At 51.3% G+C, this 18223-nt stretch carries 11 protein-coding genes; 7 read left to right on the top strand and 4 right to left on the bottom strand.

Annotated elements, in window-relative coordinates:
- The first annotated feature begins 19 nt into the window (after positions 1-19).
- Positions 20-2455 carry a DNA topoisomerase (ATP-hydrolyzing) subunit B gene (gyrB, locus tag ABDZ76_RS04225; protein ID WP_343803058.1) on the top strand — a complete coding sequence of 812 codons (2436 nt, stop codon included), beginning with the start codon at positions 20-22 and terminating at the stop codon, positions 2453-2455.
- A gap of 186 nt (positions 2456-2641) precedes the next feature.
- Here the strand turns inward: gyrB and ABDZ76_RS04230 are convergent, their stop codons facing one another.
- Entirely contained in the window at positions 2642-4519 is a 1878-nt protein-coding gene (locus tag ABDZ76_RS04230) for a DEAD/DEAH box helicase (protein ID WP_343801749.1), read from the bottom strand.
- A gap of 127 nt (positions 4520-4646) precedes the next feature.
- A complete protein-coding gene (gene polA, locus ABDZ76_RS04235; RefSeq protein WP_343801753.1) occupies positions 4647-7589 on the bottom strand; it encodes a DNA polymerase I in 2943 nt (980 codons plus the stop codon).
- A 493-nt stretch (positions 7590-8082) separates the two neighbouring features.
- Here polA and ABDZ76_RS04240 point away from each other — a divergent pair, with 493 nt between their 5' ends.
- The 4 genes from ABDZ76_RS04240 (at position 8083) to ABDZ76_RS04255 (ending at position 13453) form a co-directional block, all read left to right on the top strand.
- Positions 8083-9480, top strand: a complete 1398-nt coding sequence (locus ABDZ76_RS04240) for a M20/M25/M40 family metallo-hydrolase (protein WP_343801756.1) — start codon at positions 8083-8085, stop codon at positions 9478-9480.
- Between the two features lie 23 nt (positions 9481-9503).
- Entirely contained in the window at positions 9504-10121 is a 618-nt protein-coding gene (locus ABDZ76_RS04245) for a ribonuclease D (RefSeq protein ID WP_343801759.1), read from the top strand.
- Between the two features lie 279 nt (positions 10122-10400).
- Positions 10401-11096, top strand: a complete 696-nt coding sequence (locus ABDZ76_RS04250; protein WP_343801762.1) for an outer membrane protein — start codon at positions 10401-10403, stop codon at positions 11094-11096.
- A 176-nt stretch (positions 11097-11272) separates the two neighbouring features.
- A complete protein-coding gene (locus ABDZ76_RS04255; protein ID WP_343801765.1) occupies positions 11273-13453 on the top strand; it encodes a transglycosylase domain-containing protein in 2181 nt (726 codons plus the stop codon).
- 69 nt (positions 13454-13522) lie between these two features.
- On the opposite strand, the gene glpK is transcribed toward ABDZ76_RS04255, so the two are convergent.
- Positions 13523-15013, bottom strand: coding sequence for a glycerol kinase GlpK (gene glpK / locus ABDZ76_RS04260; RefSeq protein WP_343801768.1), 1491 nt, complete (start codon positions 15011-15013; stop codon positions 13523-13525).
- A gap of 109 nt (positions 15014-15122) precedes the next feature.
- Here glpK and ABDZ76_RS04265 point away from each other — a divergent pair, with 109 nt between their 5' ends.
- Entirely contained in the window at positions 15123-15869 is a 747-nt protein-coding gene (locus ABDZ76_RS04265) for an SDR family NAD(P)-dependent oxidoreductase (protein ID WP_343801771.1), read from the top strand.
- Positions 15870-15894: 25 nt separating this feature from the next.
- Positions 15895-16824 carry a carbohydrate kinase family protein gene (locus ABDZ76_RS04270; protein WP_343801774.1) on the top strand — a complete coding sequence of 310 codons (930 nt, stop codon included), beginning with the start codon at positions 15895-15897 and terminating at the stop codon, positions 16822-16824.
- Positions 16825-16853: 29 nt separating this feature from the next.
- Here ABDZ76_RS04270 and pncB read toward each other — a convergent pair whose 3' ends face one another.
- A complete protein-coding gene (pncB, locus tag ABDZ76_RS04275; protein ID WP_343801777.1) occupies positions 16854-18158 on the bottom strand; it encodes a nicotinate phosphoribosyltransferase in 1305 nt (434 codons plus the stop codon).
- Positions 18159-18223: the final 65 nt, after the last annotated feature.

Below are 18223 nucleotides of genomic sequence, written 5' to 3' on the forward strand. Positions count from 1 at the left end.
AGATAATCGAAAGTTTTTCATGACCGAGACACCAGAGATGACCCCTGAAGCAACTCCGGATTATGGCGCTGACTCTATCCGGGTGCTCAAAGGCCTCGATGCCGTGCGTAAACGTCCTGGCATGTATATTGGCGACACGGATGACGGTTCCGGCCTGCACCATATGGTGTATGAAGTCGTTGATAATGCCATCGACGAAACGCTAGCCGGCCATGCAACACTGGTAACAGTTACGCTGAATGCTGACGGTTCCTGCACCGTCACCGATAACGGCCGCGGTATCCCGACCGACATCCACAAAGAAGAAGGCGTTTCTGCTGCCGAAGTTATCATGACCCAGCTTCATGCGGGCGGTAAGTTCGACCAGAACTCCTATAAAGTTTCCGGTGGTCTCCACGGTGTGGGTGTATCGGTTGTTAACGCTTTGTCGGTTTGGCTGCGCCTCAAAATCCGTCGTGCCGGCAAAATTCACGAAATGAGTTTCACCCATGGTGTGGCCGATGCGCCGTTGATTATTACCGGCGATGCGGGCGATGAAAAAGGCACAGAGGTCAGCTTCCTGCCATCGACTGAAACCTTCAGCATGGTTGAATTTGACTATGAAACACTGGAACGTCGTCTGCGCGAGTTGGCCTTCCTCAATTCCGGTGTGCGTATTCTTCTGACCGACAAACGCCCTGCCGATCATCGTGTGGAAGAACTCCACTATGATGGTGGTTTGCAGGCTTTTGTGCGCTATCTTGATCAGAGCAAAAAGCCGATCATTGAAGAGCCGATTTATATCCGCAGCGAAAAAGACGGTATGACCGTTGAAGTCGCGATGTGGTGGAATGATACCTATCACGAGCGGGTTTTGTGCTTTACCAACAATATTCCGCAGCGCGATGGCGGCACCCACTTGGCTGGTTTCCGTGGTGCGCTGACCCGTCAGCTGACCGGTTATGCGGAAAGCTCCGGCATTGCCAAGAAAGAAAAAGTAAACCTCACCGGCGATGATTGCCGTGAAGGTTTGACCGCTGTTCTTTCTGTAAAAGTGCCGGATCCTAAATTCTCATCGCAGACCAAAGACAAGCTGGTTTCATCCGAAGTTCGCCCTGTTGTTGAAAGCCTCGTCAATGAAGCGCTTTCGATCTGGCTGGAAGAACATCCGACCGAAGCCAAATTGCTGATGGGCAAGATTGTCGAGGCAGCAGCAGCACGCGAAGCAGCACGCAAAGCGCGTGATCTTACCCGCCGCAAAGGCGCGCTGGATATCACCTCGCTGCCGGGCAAGCTGGCCGACTGTCAGGAGCGTGATCCTGCCAAGTCAGAAATCTTCATCGTTGAGGGTGATTCTGCTGGTGGTTCTGCCAAGGGTGGCCGTTCGCGTCAAAATCAGGCGATTTTGCCGCTGCGTGGTAAAATCCTCAACGTGGAACGCGCTCGTTTTGACCGTATGCTCGGCTCCGATCAGGTGGGAACGCTGATTACAGCGCTCGGCACGTCGATTGGTAAGGATGAGTTCAATCCGGACAAATTGCGTTACCACAAAATCATCATCATGACTGACGCGGACGTCGATGGTGCGCATATCCGAACCCTGCTTTTGACCTTCTTCTTCCGTCAGATGCCGGAATTGATCGAACGCGGTCATATCTACATTGCCCAGCCACCGCTTTACAAAGTAACGCGCGGCAAGAGCTCGCAATATATCAAGAACGAAGCCGCCTTTGAGGACTTCCTCATTGAAACAGGTCTTGAAGAAGCATCCCTTGAATTGAAGGGCGGCGAAGTGCGCGCAGGTCACGATCTGAAAAATGTGATCGAAGATGCCCGCATGCTGCGTCAACTGTTGCAAGGACTGCATACACGCTACGATCAGCGCGTTGTGGAACAGGCGGCAATTGCCGGTGTTCTCAACCCTGAATCCGTTGCCAATGACGAAAAAACACAGGCCTCTGCGGATGCCATTGCCAAACGTCTTGATCTGATTGCAGAAGATACCGAACGTGGCTGGTCAGGCCATATCCATGAAGATGGCGGCTATCGTCTAGAGCGTACATTGCGCGGCGTTAAAGATGTTCTCATCCTCGACATGAGCCTGATTGGTTCAGCTGATGCGCGTCAGATCGACCGCCTCACCGAGCGCCTGAAGGAAGTCTATGCTGAGCCGCCGGTTTTGCGTCGTAAAGACAAGAGCGAAGAAATCTCCGGCCCGCTGGCACTTCTGGATGCTGTTTTTGCTACCGGCCGCAAGGGTTTGAGCTTGCAGCGTTATAAAGGTCTTGGCGAAATGAATGCCGAGCAGCTGTGGGAAACAACCCTTGATCCGAATGCACGTTCGCTGTTGCAGGTGAAAGTCACGGATGCAACTGACGCAGACAGCCTGTTTAGCCGATTGATGGGTGATGAAGTGGAACCACGCCGCGAATTCATTCAGACCAATGCGCTGAATGTCGCCAATCTGGACGTTTAAGCTTAACTTAAACACACATAAAAATAGTAAACCGGAGCACCACTGCTCCGGTTTTTTTATGCCTGAACATCACCCCAAACGGTAACTGGTTTGAGGCAAAAGCAGTCTCAAGACTAAAAAGACAGCAACAAAAAAGCCCGCCGGGAATATACCGGACGGGCTTTTTATTATTTTAATATGCGACTTTTAAGCGTCGCGGCGTGGCTTCTTTTTGAAGGAGCCTTCACCGTCTCTTTTGCCGCCCTTTGGCTTATCCCAGCCACCGCGCTTAGGGCCATCAAACGATGGTTTGCCACCGAAACGGTCGCCCTTAGGCTTGAAACCACGCGGCTTGAAATCACCGTCATCACGGCGAGGTGCTGCACCGCCGCCATCAGTTGCCTGACGAATAACCAGACCTTTTTCACCAGTGCCGTGATCTTGCACATTTTGGAAAAACTCACCGGATTTTTCGGTCAGAATTTCAAAGCGGGTTTCGTTGTCGAGAATACGGATCGAACCAACATCACGCTTGCTGACATTACCGGCCTTACAAATCAAAGGCAGCAACCAGCGCGGATCGGCGCGGTGTTTACGGCCAGCTGAAAGCGAGTACCACACGCCATCAAAGCGAGGGCCGCGTTCCTGACGTTCACCACCAAAACGGTCACCACGCTCACCGCGTTCGCCACGGCCACCACGATCGCCGCGATCATTACGATCACCACGGTCGAAACGATCATTGCCGCGACGGCCATCCAATGGACGGATCGGTGCATCAGACAATTCTTCCGGCACAGGACGCAATGACAATTCGCGGGCAAGATAAGCTGCCGCAATCTGCTCCGGTGTGTAGCGTTCCTGCAAGGCTTTCAGAACATCGCTATGTTCTTCATCCAAAGCTTCAACTTCAGCAACTTCATTGAGAATGCGTTCGTTGTTTTTGGCCTGAACCGCAGCAATACCTGGTGCAGGCATTGTTTCGGCACTCAGCTTTGCCATTTGCAACAGACGCTCAGCCGAACGACGGCGGGAAAAAGGCACGACGAGAACGCAAGTACCCTTACGACCCGCACGACCGGTACGGCCGGAGCGGTGCAACAAGGTTTCAGGGTTGGTCGGCAATTCTGCGTGGATCACCAGATCCAGATTTGGCAAATCGATACCACGCGCTGCAACGTCGGTTGCAACGCAAACGCGGGCACGGCCATCACGCATGGATTGCAATGCGTTGTTACGCTCAGCCTGGCTCAATTCACCCGAAAGCGCCACCACTGCAAAGCCACGGTTCGACAAACGGCTTGCCAGATGCTTCACCGCTTCACGGGTTGCGCAGAAAATAATGGTGTTCTGTGCATCATAATAAAGCAGCGTGTTGACGATAGCATGGTCGCGCTCATGCGGCGGCACAACCATGGCTTTATATTCAATATCAACGTGCTGACCGGCTTCACCGGCAGCAGTGATGCGCAAAGCATCGCGCTGGAAGCGCTTGGCCAAAGTTGCAATCTGTCTTGGAACCGTTGCCGAGAACATCAGCGTGCGGCGGTCTTCCGGTGCTTCATCCAGAATGAATTCCAGATCATCACGGAAACCAAGATCAAGCATTTCGTCGGCTTCATCAAGCACAACAGCTTGCAGCGTTGACATATCAAGCGCGTTGCGGGTGATATGATCGCGCAGACGGCCAGGTGTTCCGACCACGATATGTGCACCCTGTTCCAGAGCACGACGCTCGGAGCGGATATCCATACCACCAACACAAGAAGCAATACGCGCACCGGTCTGGGCATAGAGCCATTCCAGTTCGCGGCGCACCTGCAAGGCAAGTTCACGGGTTGGAGCAATAATCATTGCCAATGGTGTGCGCGGCGCATCAAAGCGATCTTTACCACCCAAAAGCTGGGCAGCAATGGCAATACCAAATGCAACAGTTTTACCGGAGCCCGTCTGGGCGGAGACTAAAAGATCGGTATCGGCCGCTTCGGGTGCCAATACTGCCGTTTGAACGGCAGTAAGCGAGGCATAACCACGAGCGGCAAGAGCGCCGGACAGGGCCGGAGCGATTGTTTCAGGCAGGGACATGAATGACTTTCGAAAAAAGAATTCCACATCCGGGACGCAAAGATCGCCTTGGCACGACGGACACAGAAAACAAATTGGTTGCGTTCTCCCTAAAGGGTACAGCGCCCGCGGTCAACCTTGCTCATGCTTAGTGTGCCTCATCCCAGTTATGCGCTGCACGCGCATCTACTTGTAACGGAACCGAAAGAGACACAGCCGGCATGGCAGCGTTTTCCATAATATCGCGGATCACCGGTATGGTTTTTTCCACCTCTTCTTCAGGGGTTTCAAAGATTAATTCGTCATGCACCTGCAAAAGCATCCGTGCCGACAGACCCGCCGCATCAAGAGCATCTTCCATGCGCACCATCGCACGGCGGATAATATCAGCAGCAGAGCCCTGAATAGGCGCATTAATGGCAGCGCGCTCGTTAAAAGCACGAATTTGCGCATTAGACGCTTTAATTTCAGGGTAATGCGCGCGGCGGCCGAAAATCGTTTCGACATAACCATGCTCACGCGCAAATTCCTTGGTCGCATCCATATAATCACGAATTCCAGGAAAACGCACGAAATAAGTTTTAATATATTGGCTGGCCTCTTCACGCGAGATCGACAACTGGTTGGCAAGGCCGAAAGCCGAGATACCATAGATGATGCCGAAATTGATCGCTTTGGCGCGGCGGCGCACTTCTGAAGGCATACCTTCCACCGGCACACCGAACATTTCCGATGCCGTCATGGCATGAATATCAATACCATCGGCAAAAGCCTGTTTGAGCTGCGGAATATCTGCCACATGAGCAAGAACGCGCAATTCAATCTGGCTATAGTCGGCAGAAATCAGCCTGCTGCCTTGTTCAGCGACAAAAGCGGTTCTGATTTTGCGGCCTTCACTGGTGCGCACCGGAATATTCTGCAAATTCGGATCCGACGACGACAAGCGCCCAGTGGTAGTGGCAGCCATCGAATAAGATGTATGCACGCGCTTGGTTTGCGGATTGATAAAATCGGGAAGCGCATCCGTATAGGTGGATTTTAACTTGGTCAGCTGACGCCAATCAACAATTTTGCGCGGCAATTCATGACCTTCAGCGGCCAAATCTTCCAGCACTTGCGCCGATGTTGACCATTGGCCGGTTTTGGTTTTAGCGCCACCCGGCAAATTAAGCTTACCAAACAGAATATCACCAAGCTGTTTTGGTGAAGCAATATTGAGCTTTTCACCCGCCAGCTCGTAAATTTCTTCTTCATATCCGGCGGCTGCCTGCGCCAGTTCACCCGAAAGACGCGACAATATCTGCCGGTCAACCGAGATGCCACGCTCTTCCATCCGCGCTAAAACAGCCACCAGCGGGCGCTCCAATCGCTCATAAACGGAAGTCAGTCCGTCAGCAATCAGGCGTGGCTTCAACACCTGCCATAAACGCAATGTCACATCGGCATCTTCACCGGCATAAGCAGTTGCTTTGTCCAGATCGACCATATCGAAGGTGACAGCATTTTTGCCAGTGCCTGCGACATCTTTATAGACAATGGTTTTATGACCAAGCCAGCGTTCAGCCAGTGCATCCATGCCATGCGCATTGGCACCGGCATCAAGCACATAAGACAGCAACATCGTATCATCAAAAGACACGATATTGACGCCGTAGCGGCGCATAATCAGCCAGTCATATTTCATATTCTGTGCAATTTTCAGCACAGATTTATCTTCGAGAACCACTTTCAGCGCTTTGATCGCAGCATCAAAGGGTATCTGACCTTCCACAAACCCGCCGCCCAGCAAGTCATCCTGACCGGACTTATGCTGCAATGGCACATAGCCGACTTTGCCGCTTTCAAGTGCGATGGAAAAACCGATCAGATCAGCCTGCATCGGATCAAGCGAATTGGTTTCAGTGTCAAACGACATCACGCCTTTTTCAAGCGCTTCGTCGAGCCAGCTTTCCAACAATTTCAGATCACGGATACAGGTGTAAGACGATGTATCAATCTTTTGCGCCAGTGCTTGGCTTGTGCGCCATGCCACCAAATCGGACGCTTTGCCACCTGCCGCAGCTGGCGCACCATTGACATCCGATGCAACAGTGTCTGCACTAGCTGATGGTGTTTCTGCTGTGCCTAAATCCAGATCAGGCCCGCGCGCATCAGCGCCCCACTCGGTTTCCACATGGCATGGCTCAACAGCAGACGCATCCGTATCGGTTGCTTCTGCGACACGGCGAACCAGCGTGGTAAATTCCATTGCCTTCAGGAAGCTGATGAGCTTTGGCCCGTTTTGCGGCTCCAGCACAAAAGCATCCAGATCAACCTCCACCGGCACATCGGTGCGCAATGTCACCAACTGGCGAGCAATCTTGGTCTGATCGGCATAAGCGATAATATTTTCACGGCGTTTATTCTGTTTAATCTCACCGGCGCGTGCAAGCAAAGTATCCAGATCGCCATATTCCTCCAAAAGAAGGGCTGCCGTTTTCGGCCCGATCCCCGGAATGCCCGGAATATTATCGGTGCTGTCACCGGTCAATGATTGCAGATCAATCATCTTTTCCGGCGGCACGCCCCATTTTTCGATCACTTCCGGAATAGCAATCTGCTTATCCTTCATACCGTCATACATCCACACCTGCGGTGAGACGAGCTGCATCAAATCTTTATCTGATGAAACAATGGTCACATCACCGCCGGCCTCAGTGGCTTGACGGGCATAAGTGGCAATCAGATCATCTGCTTCAAAGCCTTCTTTTTCGATGCAAGGCAGATCGAAAGCGCGTGTTGCCTGACGGATAAGCCCGAATTGCGGGATCAAATCTTCCGGCGGCGCGGTACGGTTCGCTTTATATTCCGGATAAATATCCTTGCGGAAGGTCTGCGACGAATAATCAAAAATCACCGCAAAATGCGTTGGCACCACACCGACATCCGTGTCGCGGGCGTCTTTCAACAGCTTCCACAACATGTTGCAGAAACCCGACACCGCGCCAACCGGCAAACCATCAGATTTGCGCGTCAGCGGTGGTAAAGCATGATAAGCCCGGAAAATATAACCCGAACCGTCGATGAGAAATAAATGATCGCCTTTTTTCATGGTTCAAAGTCTTAAAGCAAACGGACGTGAAAAGAAATAAATCCTTGATGATCTTCACGCCCCATCCACGCATATGATTATATTTTTCGCAAAAGCACCCAAAGCGACAATGAAATTTCGCAATTTCGCCCTTGAAAGGACATGATTCCATGGTGAATTCACTGTCATCAACACACTGTTGATCGTCAGCTTTCCCCCCAACTAAAGCTGACCAAAGCCATTTCCCCCACCCCTTTCGGGAAATAGGCGACTTGAGAGTACGACCGTTGTGGCCCTTCCCCCTCGCCACGACGGTCAGTACACTTTCTCTCCCCTTCACAGCTTAAAGCAAATGCGTAGCGCTTTCATCCTTGCAGCGTAACGACACCTTGCTGTAGTGTCAGGCCTCTTGTTTTTGAACGTCCAAATCAGGTTAGAGCGACCTTTGTGTACCAAGCTTGGCACACGGCGCTCTAATTCCCGAACCGAATTTAACATCAAGTCAGGCTTTGCAATGTCAACAATCGCTCTCGATCCAGTTTTGTCGCATATTGATACCAGTTTTGACGCCAGTGTTGAGCATTTGTTCGATCTGCTGCGCATCAAATCTATTTCCACCGATCCGGCTTTTAAAGCTGATTGCCGTCAGGCCGCCGAATGGCTGGTCAAAGACCTGCAATCAATTGGTTTTGATGCAAGCGTTCGCGACACACCAGGTCATCCGATGGTTGTTGCCCATCATGAAGGCCCGACAGATGATGCACCGCATGTGCTTTTCTATGGCCATTATGACGTGCAGCCTGTTGATCCGCTCAACCTTTGGGAAAATGACCCGTTTGCGCCTGCCGTCAAAGATATGGGCAATGGTCGCAAAATCATGACCGGTCGCGGCACCTCTGACGACAAAGGCCAGCTGATGACCTTCGTGGAAGCTTGCCGCGCTTATAAAGCCGTGCATGGCAAATTGCCGGTTAAAGTTACCATCCTGTTTGAAGGTGAAGAAGAATCCGGCTCACCATCTTTGAAGCCGTTTCTGGAACAAAACAAACAAGAACTGAAAGCCGATTGCGCACTTGTTTGCGACACCGGCATGTGGGACGAAAAAACACCGGCAATTTCTGTCGGCCTTCGCGGTCTTGTTGGCACCGAAGTCACTGTTTTTGCAGCCGACCGCGATTTGCATTCCGGCTCCTTTGGTGGCGCAGCCGCCAATCCTATCCATATTTTGAGCAAGATCGTTGCCGATATTCATGATGAAAACGGTCATATCACCATTCCGGGTTTTTATGACGGCGTTGAAGAAACACCATCGCAAATCCTGCAGTCATGGGACAATCTCGGTCGCACCGCTGAAAACTTCTTAGGCCCTATCGGCCTTTCCGTTCCAAGCGGTGAAAAAGGCCGCAGCGTGCTGGAGCTGACATGGGCGCGCCCGACTGCTGAGGTTAACGGCATCACCGGCGGTTATACCGGCGATGGCTTCAAAACTGTTATTGCGGCACAAGCTTCTGCCAAAATCTCCTTCCGTCTTGTCCATAAGCAAGATCCGGAAAAAATCCGCGCTGCGTTCCATCAGTTTGTTCTCGACAGATTGCCAGCTGATTGCCGCGCAGAATTTGCCAATCACGGCGGCTCACCAGCTATTCAGCTGCCTTACGATTCATCGCTCGTCAACAAAGCCAAAGACGCATTATCTGACGAATGGCCAAATCCGGCAGTTCTCACCGCCATGGGCGGCTCTATTCCGATCGTCGGTGACTTCGACACTTATCTGGGCATGGAATCGCTGCTGGTTGGTTTCGGCCTTGAAGATGACCGCATCCATTCACCAAACGAAAAATACGAAATCACTTCCTTCCATAAGGGGCAACGCTCATGGGCTCGCATTCTAAACGCCCTGGCACAAAAATAACCCTTAAAAAGAAACGGCATGCAATGACTATTCGCTTTCATAAAAACGATCTGCCTGATTTGAGCAATTATCAGGTAGATTCCGTTGCCATCGACACTGAAACTCTGGGGCTCAACCCACTGCGCGACCGCCTATGCGTGGTGCAGATTTCACCAGGTGACGGCACAGCCGATATCATCCAGATTGAAAAGGGGCAAAAACAGGCTCCCAACCTGATGAAGCTTTTGGGCGATGATAACATCACCAAAATTTTTCACTTCGGCCGCTTTGATATTGCTGTGCTTTATCACACTTTCGGCATCATGCCGCTGCCGGTTTTCTGCACCAAAATTGCGTCAAAACTGACCCGCACCTATACAGACCGCCACGGCCTGAAGGAAATTTGCGGCGAACTGCTGGATGTTTCCATTTCCAAACAGCAACAGTCTTCCGACTGGGCAGCAGAAACCCTGTCTCAGGCGCAGCTTGAATATGCCGCTTCTGACGTGCTTTATCTGCACCGCCTCAAAACCATTCTCGAACAGAGACTGGAACGTGACGGCCGCCAAAAACAAGCCGCAGAATGCTTCAAGTTCCTGCCAACACGTGCAGAACTCGACCTGATGGGCTGGGATGAACAGGATATTTTCTCGCACGCCTGATGCGCGTCCTTGAGAACACTCAACAGAATCAGCAAAAGGCGGCAGAGTGCAACTCTGTCGCCTTTTTCATTTATATATAATATTTCTTAAAATCAATATTATTGAAAACGACATTATATTTAATTAAAACTCTAATTAGTCAATTATAAATAAAATAAATAAGATTAATACAATGAACAATTAAATCCATGTTACATTAATACTACATACATAAACGGCAACACATGAGACCATAGCTTCATTACCTAACCAAAAAATATTTTAACAGCTGAGGTTTTCATGAAAAAACTATTGATCACGGCCGCAATTCTTACAGCCACATCCTATACAGCCCACGCCGCTGATGCGATTATGCATCATGAGATTATGCCGGTTGCCTTTGAAAACAACCACTCATGGACGGGCGGATATCTGGGTTTTGAAACCGGCTATCAGAACGCGCGTTTCAAAGAGCGTTTCGATGGCCAATATCATATGCGTCACAAATCCGATGGTCTTTTGGGCGGCATTTATGGCGGCTATAATTTCGAGTTCTGGAACAATATGATCCTCGGTGTTGATGCCAACCTCACTTATAATGGTGCACGCCAGAACAATGCTTACTCAGTTTTTCTTAATCCCAACGCTACCCGCGATATCAACCATGAGAGCAAGCTGGAATGGTCGGCAGCCCTGCGCGCGCGTCTCGGTTTTGCGATGGATCGCTGGATGCCTTACATCGCCGGTGGTGTTGCCACTGCCCGAATTAAAAATTCCATCTATGACGCGAATTACAATTATCAAAGCGACCGCAACAACATGACCGGTTGGACAGCCGGTGCAGGTGTTGATTATGCGCTGGCCAGCAATACGACATTGCGCCTTGAATACCGCCATACGGATTATGGCCGCAAGACATTCGCCATTGATAATTTTAACTATAAAACCAAGGTCAAAACAGACGAATTCCGCATTGGTGTCGCCTATCGTTTTTAAGATGTGATCTTTCACATCTCTCAAAGCCTGCCTTGATCAACACCTCCATGATCAGGGCAGGTTTATTTTATCAACCATAGCGATAAATCAATTTCTTCTGTTTACCCCCCTTTAAACTGCCGCAATTATCATACACAGCAGACAAAAATTATTAGCCGGGCAGAATCTGATCACGCATGTCGTCACGTAAAAATAATAACAATCGCATTGAGCCGAGCTTTGGCGGCTCAAAACCAAAAAATGACCATGATGATTTTCGTGCAGACGAAAGCGATCGCACATCCGGCAGACGCCCGCCTCAATCCCAAAAGCCATCTAAACAATCCGGCAAACGCTCCAGAAAGAAACCCGTAGGCTTCTGGAGTAGATTACGCCGGATAATTTACTGGTTTATGGTGCTCGGACTTTGGGGCGCCATCGCCTTTGCTGGCCTATTAGTTTATTTTGCTGCCAAAATGCCACCGACAACCGATTGGGAAATTCCTGACCGTCCGCCTAATGTCAAAATTCTGGATGTAAATGGCAATCTGATTGCCAATCGCGGCACCACCGGCGGCGAGGCTGTCGGCCTGCATGATATGTCGCCTTACATTCCGCAAGCTGTTGTGGCTATTGAAGACAGACGCTTCTATTCACATTTCGGCATTGATCCGATTGGGCTGGCGCGTGCTGTTGTCACTAACATCACCAAAGGACGCTCGGCACAAGGCGGCTCTACCCTCACTCAACAGCTGGCCAAAAACCTGTTCCTTTCACCTGAACGCACGATTGAGCGCAAGGTGCAGGAAGCTATGCTCGCTTTATGGCTTGAGCATAAATATACCAAAGACCAGATTTTGGAGATGTATCTCAACCGCGTCTATTTGGGCTCCGGTGCCTTTGGTGTTGATGCCGCATCCCGCCGTTATTTTGATAAATCTGCCCGCGATGTCACGCTGATTGAAGCGGCAACCATTGCCGGTCTTTTGAAAGCGCCATCCCGTCTGTCGCCAGCACGCGACCCGCAGGCAGCATCTGACCGCGCCAAGCTGGTACTGGCTGCCATGCGTGATCAGGGCATGATTAATGACACCGATCAGGCAATTGCCGAAAGCGAACCGCCAACCCGCGCGGCCAGCTATTGGCAGGGTTCGGAAAACTACGCCGCTGACCGCATTGTCGGCTCATTGAAAAACCTGATCGGCGATGTGCATGACGACATCACCGTTCAGACCACCATCGATATGAACCTGCAACAAACCGGCGAAGAGATCATTCGTGACCTTATTTCGCAAAACAAAGACAAGATGCAGGTCAGCCAAGGCGCGCTTGTTTCCATCGATGCGACAGGTGCTGTGCGCGCATGGATCGGCGGTTATGATTATGCTGCCAGCCAGTTTGACCGTGCAAGTGATGCACGCCGTCAGCCAGCCTCTTCCTTCAAGCCCTTTGTCTATCTGACAGCGCTTGAACAGGGTCGCACACCGGATTCGGTGCGCAATGATGCGCCAATCCGCATCGGCAAATGGACACCGGGCAATGACAGCGGCAAATATATGGGCGAAGTCACCCTTGCCACAGCCCTCTCCCACTCGCTCAATTCCGTTGCCGCGCAATTGGTGATGGAAGTGGGCCCGCAAGCGGTTATCGACACCGCGCACCGTCTCGGCATCCAGTCAAACCTTGTCAACAATGCTTCATTGGCGCTTGGTACGTCTGAAGTGTCATTGGTAGAACTCACCGATGCCTACGTGCCTTTTGCCAATGGCGGTTATAGTGCACCGCCATATATGATTGAAAAAGTCACCACCAATGACGGCACCGTGCTTTATCAGCGCGACAATAATATGGGGCCACGTGTCATTGACGACCGCAATATCGGCATGATGAACGCGATGCTGAGCCGCACCGTTGAAGATGGCACAGCCAAACGCGCACAATTCGGCTGGCCAGCAGCAGGTAAAACCGGCACGGGGCAAAACTTCCGCGATGCATGGTTTATCGGTTACACCTCAAACCTCACCACCGGCATCTGGTTTGGTAATGATGACGGCAAGCCGATGAAACGCGTCTTCGGCTCCACCTTGCCGGTAACCGCATGGAAAAGCTTCATGACAGCCGCGCATAAAGGCGTGCCGATTGCGCCGCTTCCGGGCTCATACCAGATTGAAAATATCGTACCGGGCGGCAGTGATAATATGCCGGATATTGATGCGCCATTCGGTGGTTATGACGGCCAGAATATGCCGCAGGATGATGACGGCTATTGGCCGCCAGCACCCGAAACCACCCAACCCGGCGCCGCTATTGATGATAATACACCGGCGCAACCAGCCAACAAGCCAACCACTTTGCTTGATATTATCATGGGCAATTAAAGCAAAAACTGCTTATTTAAAAACCAAAGACTGCGCCATATTTAAGCGCAGTCTTTTTCATTTTCAGCGTCATGAATGCGTCAAAGTGCGTGACAGGGCATCTTTCCAGCCAGCCATTTTACGTGAGCGCTCCGCCTCATCCATTTGAGGTGCAAAGCGACGCTCTAATGCCCATGTTTTGGCAAAGTCTTCTGCATCCGGCCAAAGCCCTGCCTTTGAACCGGCAAGCCATGCGGCACCCAATGCTGTGGTTTCCAGAATTTCGGGACGATCCACCTCAACATTGAGAATGTCGGCCAGACGCTGCATTGTCCAATCAGAGGCCACCATACCGCCATCAACACGAAGCACAGTTTGCGAAGCATTGTGCCAGTCTTTTTGCATGGCCTGCAATAAATCAGCCGTTTGATAAGCAACCGATTCCAGTGCTGCACGGCAAAATTCGGCAGCCCCCGTATTGCGCGTTAAGCCATAGATGGCTCCGCGTGCATCTGCATCCCAATGCGGCGCACCAAGTCCGACAAAAGCCGGAACCAGATAAACATCCTGATGCGGATCAGCCTGATCTGCCAGCTTGCCGGACTGATCGGCACTTTCAATCATTTTCAAACCATCGCGCAACCATTGCACCGCCGCACCGGCAATGAAAATCGAGCCTTCCAGCGCATAAGCAACTTTGCCGTTCAGACGATAAGCAACCGTGGTCAATAAGCGGTTTTGCGAGCGCACAATATCGCCGCCGGTATTAATCAGCGCAAAACATCCCGTTCCATAGGTGGATTTTACCATGCCCGGTTTAAAGCAAGCCTGCCCCATTAAGGCTGCATGCTGATCACCAGCCACACCCATAATTGGAATTTCCGCCCCTAAAATTTCTGCGCTTGTGACCCCAAAGTTATCGGCACAATCTTTCACGTCCGGCAGCATCGCACGCGGAATATTAAATAAGCGCAGCAATTCCTCATCCCAGTCTTGTTCAGCAATATTGAAAAGCTGGGTGCGCGAGGCATTGGTGGCATCGGTTGCATGAACCTGTCCGCCCGTGAGCCGCCAGATCAGGAAACAATCAATCGTGCCGAAAAGTAAATCGCCTTTTTCAGCGCGTGCCCGCGCACCCGCCACATGATCTAAAATCCAGCTTATTTTGCTGGCCGAAAAATAAGGATCAAGCAACAGGCCGGTTTTAGCAACCACCATGTCTTCATGGCCGCTATCGCGCAATTGCGTACAAAATGCAGCGGTGCGTCTGTCTTGCCAGACAATCGCATTATAAAGCGGGCGGCCGGTATGTTTATCCCATACCACCACGGTTTCACGCTGATTGGTAATGCCGATGGCGGCAACCTGTCCGGCCTCAATATGCGCATTGCGGATAGCCTGACGGCTTGTTTCCACCACCGTGCGCCAGATATCTTCCGGGTCATGCTCAACCCAACCGGATTGAGGGAAATGCTGCTGGAATTCTTCCTGCCCAACCCCGACCACACGACGCCTTTGATTGAACACAATACTGCGTGTTGATGTGGTGCCCTGATCAATTGCTAATATAAATTGTTGCATATGCCCTCCGTAAATAAAATCAAACTACGGATTAACCGCGATATGATCAATAAGACTACTCGAATTCCTTTAGCCAATAGGCTATTCAAGGTTGAACAGTGAGGCAATTATGAGTGATTCAGAGCGTAAAACTCTTGTATTGACCGGCGCCAGCCGTGGTATCGGCCATGCCACCGTCAAAAGATTTTCCAAAGCCGGATGGCGGGTTATCACCTGCTCCCGTCAGGATTTTTCTGAAAATTGTCCGTGGCCAGCTGGCCCTGAAGACCATATCAAGATTGATCTGGCCGATGCAGAAGATATTGGTCGCGGTATTGCTGAAATCCGCCGCCGCCTTGAGGCTCAGGGAAGCAAGCTGCACGCGCTTGTCAACAATGCCGGCATTTCGCCCAAAGCTGAAGGCGGCCGCCGCCTCAACTCCTTAGAAACACCGATGCAGGTCTGGCGCGATGTGTTTCAGGTTAACTTCATGGCTCCCATCATGCTGGGGCGCGGGCTTTTCAAAGAGTTGGAAGCAGCACAAGGCTCCATCGTTAATGTGACCTCTATTGCCGGTAGTCGCGTGCATCCTTTTGCCGGAACAGCCTACTCCACCTCCAAGGCAGCGCTTGCATCGCTGACCCGCGAGATGGCATCAGATTTTGGCCCGCATGGTATCCGCGTTAATGCGATTGCACCGGGTGAGATTGACACATCCATCCTTTCACCCGGCACTGAAAAACTGGTTGAACAATTGCCGCTGCGCCGCCTCGGCCAGACCTCGGAAGTGGCTGAAACCATCTATTATCTTTGCACCGATGCCTCATCCTATGTCACCGGCTCGGAAATCCACATCAATGGCGGGCAACACGTCTAAAAACTGATAAAACGGGGAGGATAAAATGATCCTGTGCTGCGGCGAAGCTTTGATTGATATGATAGCGGAGATCAATGCCACAGGCGAACCCGTTTTCAAGCCCCATGCAGGCGGCGCAATTTTCAACAGCGCCGTCGCCATTGGCCGCCTTGGCGTGCCTTCCGGTTTGCTCACCGGCCTGTCATCCGATTTCTTCGGTGAAGTGTTGCGCGGCACTATGGCCGCCTCCCATGTCAGTGACAAATACACAATACAATCCGACCGCCCGACAACGCTTGCCTTTGTGCGCCTTGTCAATGGTCAGGCATCCTATGCTTTTTACGATGAAAACACCGCCACACGCTTGCTGCATATCGACGATGTGCCAGAGTTGGACGATGAAGTATCCGCCCTGCTTTTTGGCGGCATCAGCCTGATTTCCGAACCATGTGCCAGCACATTTGAAGCACTGATGATGCGGGAAAAATCCAAACGTGTCATTATGCTTGACCCTAATATCCGTGCCAATTTCATCCAGGACCGTGAAAGCTATCTGGCGCGCCTCAACCGCATGATTAAACACGCCGATATCATCAAATTATCAGATGAGGATTTAGGCTGGTTTGCCAATCAAAATGACGAAGACGACCACGATGCCAAGATTGATGAATGGCTTGCCCAAGGCGTTAAGCTGATTGTCATTACCCGCGGTGCCAATGGAGCTGACGCTTATACATCACACGGCAAACTATCGGTCGCCGCGCAAAAAGTGGATGTGGTTGATACGGTTGGTGCAGGCGACACTGTCAATGCCGGTATTCTGGCAAGCCTCTACAACCAGCAGCTTTTAAACAAAAAAGCCGTTGCTAAACTCTCTGATATGGCAATTTTGCAAGCCCTGCGCCTTGGTATTGATGCGGCATCCGTTACAATTTCCCGTGCCGGAGCCAATCCGCCATGGGCGCATGAGCTTTAATCATCACTCGTTTTAAGGGTGCGGGATAATTAAACCCGCACCAGATGGTCACTGCGCTCTTCATTACCAAAGAATTTGATGTAACGCTCCACCTCTGCCGGATCACCGGTAGCCTTCTGGATATTGTCTGACAGTTTAACTGCCGGACGGCCATTGGCATCAATCACTTTGCAAACCAGTGAAATGGCTTTCAAACCATCAATACTATTCGGTGCGCAACCGGCAAAATCATTGGTCAGGTTTGTGCCCCAACCAAAGCTCATCCGCACCCGATCTTTGAAGTGGTGATAGGTTTCTTCAATTGTATCCACATCCAGCGCATCGGAGAAAATCAGAATTTTCTCACGCGGGTCTTTGCCGTGATCTTTCCACCATTGAATAATGCGCTCGCCACCTTCAATCGGCGGGGCGCTGTCAGGACGGAAACCTGTCCAGTCCGCCACCCAATCCGGCGCATCACGCAAGAATGCCGCTGTCCCGTAAGCATCCGGCAGCACAATCAAAAGATTGCCACCATAATAGCGGTTCCAGTCCTGCAATACGCGGTAAGGGGCGGTGCGTAATTCTTCATCGGTATTGGCCAGCGCTGCCAGCACCATCGGCAATTCATGCGCATTGGTGCCAAGCGCTTCCAGATCAGTGTCCATCGCCAGCAGCACATTGCTGGTGCCGGTGAAAGCGTCACCGATGCCTTCTTTCAAGGCCTCCACGCACCAGCGCTGCCACAAGAAAGAATGACGGCGGCGGGTGCCAAAATCAGACACTTTCAGATCAGGCAATTCACGCAACCGCTCAACCTTGCTCCACATTTTCGCTTTCGCACGCGCATAAAGCACATCGAGCGCAAAAGGCCCCAGATTTTTCATCGCCGAGCGCGAGCGCATTTCATTGATGATAGCAAGAGCTGGAATTTCCCACATTGTCGTGTGTGACCAAGGCCCGTGGAAATTTAACTCATACTGACCATCGCGGCGGATCAGTTCATATTCCGGCAATTGGAAATCCTGCAACCAATGCAAAAATTCCGGCTGAAAAATCTGCTTGCGGCCATAAAATGTATTACCGGCCAGCCAGATCATTTCCTTTTTTGAAATACGCAAAGTGCGGGCATGATCAAGCTGGGCGCGTAATTCGCCCTCATCAATCTCGTCAGCCAGACGCACGGTTTTCGTTCGGTTGATCAGTGAAAATGTTGCATCAACTTTCGGATAGAGCCCCCAGATCATTTGCAGCATCAGCAGTTTATAAAAATCCGTATCCAGCAGGCTGCGGACAATCGGATCCAGCTTCCACGCATGGTTATAAACGCGCCGCGCAATATCAGTTCTGGCCATAACGGCTCCCATTCCACTTATCAGGTTTGGCTAAGCATTACGCTTAGCCAATAAACGAAAACCTG

This window comes from Paenochrobactrum glaciei (assembly GCF_039522165.1).
Classification (GTDB): domain Bacteria; phylum Pseudomonadota; class Alphaproteobacteria; order Rhizobiales; family Rhizobiaceae; genus Paenochrobactrum; species Paenochrobactrum glaciei.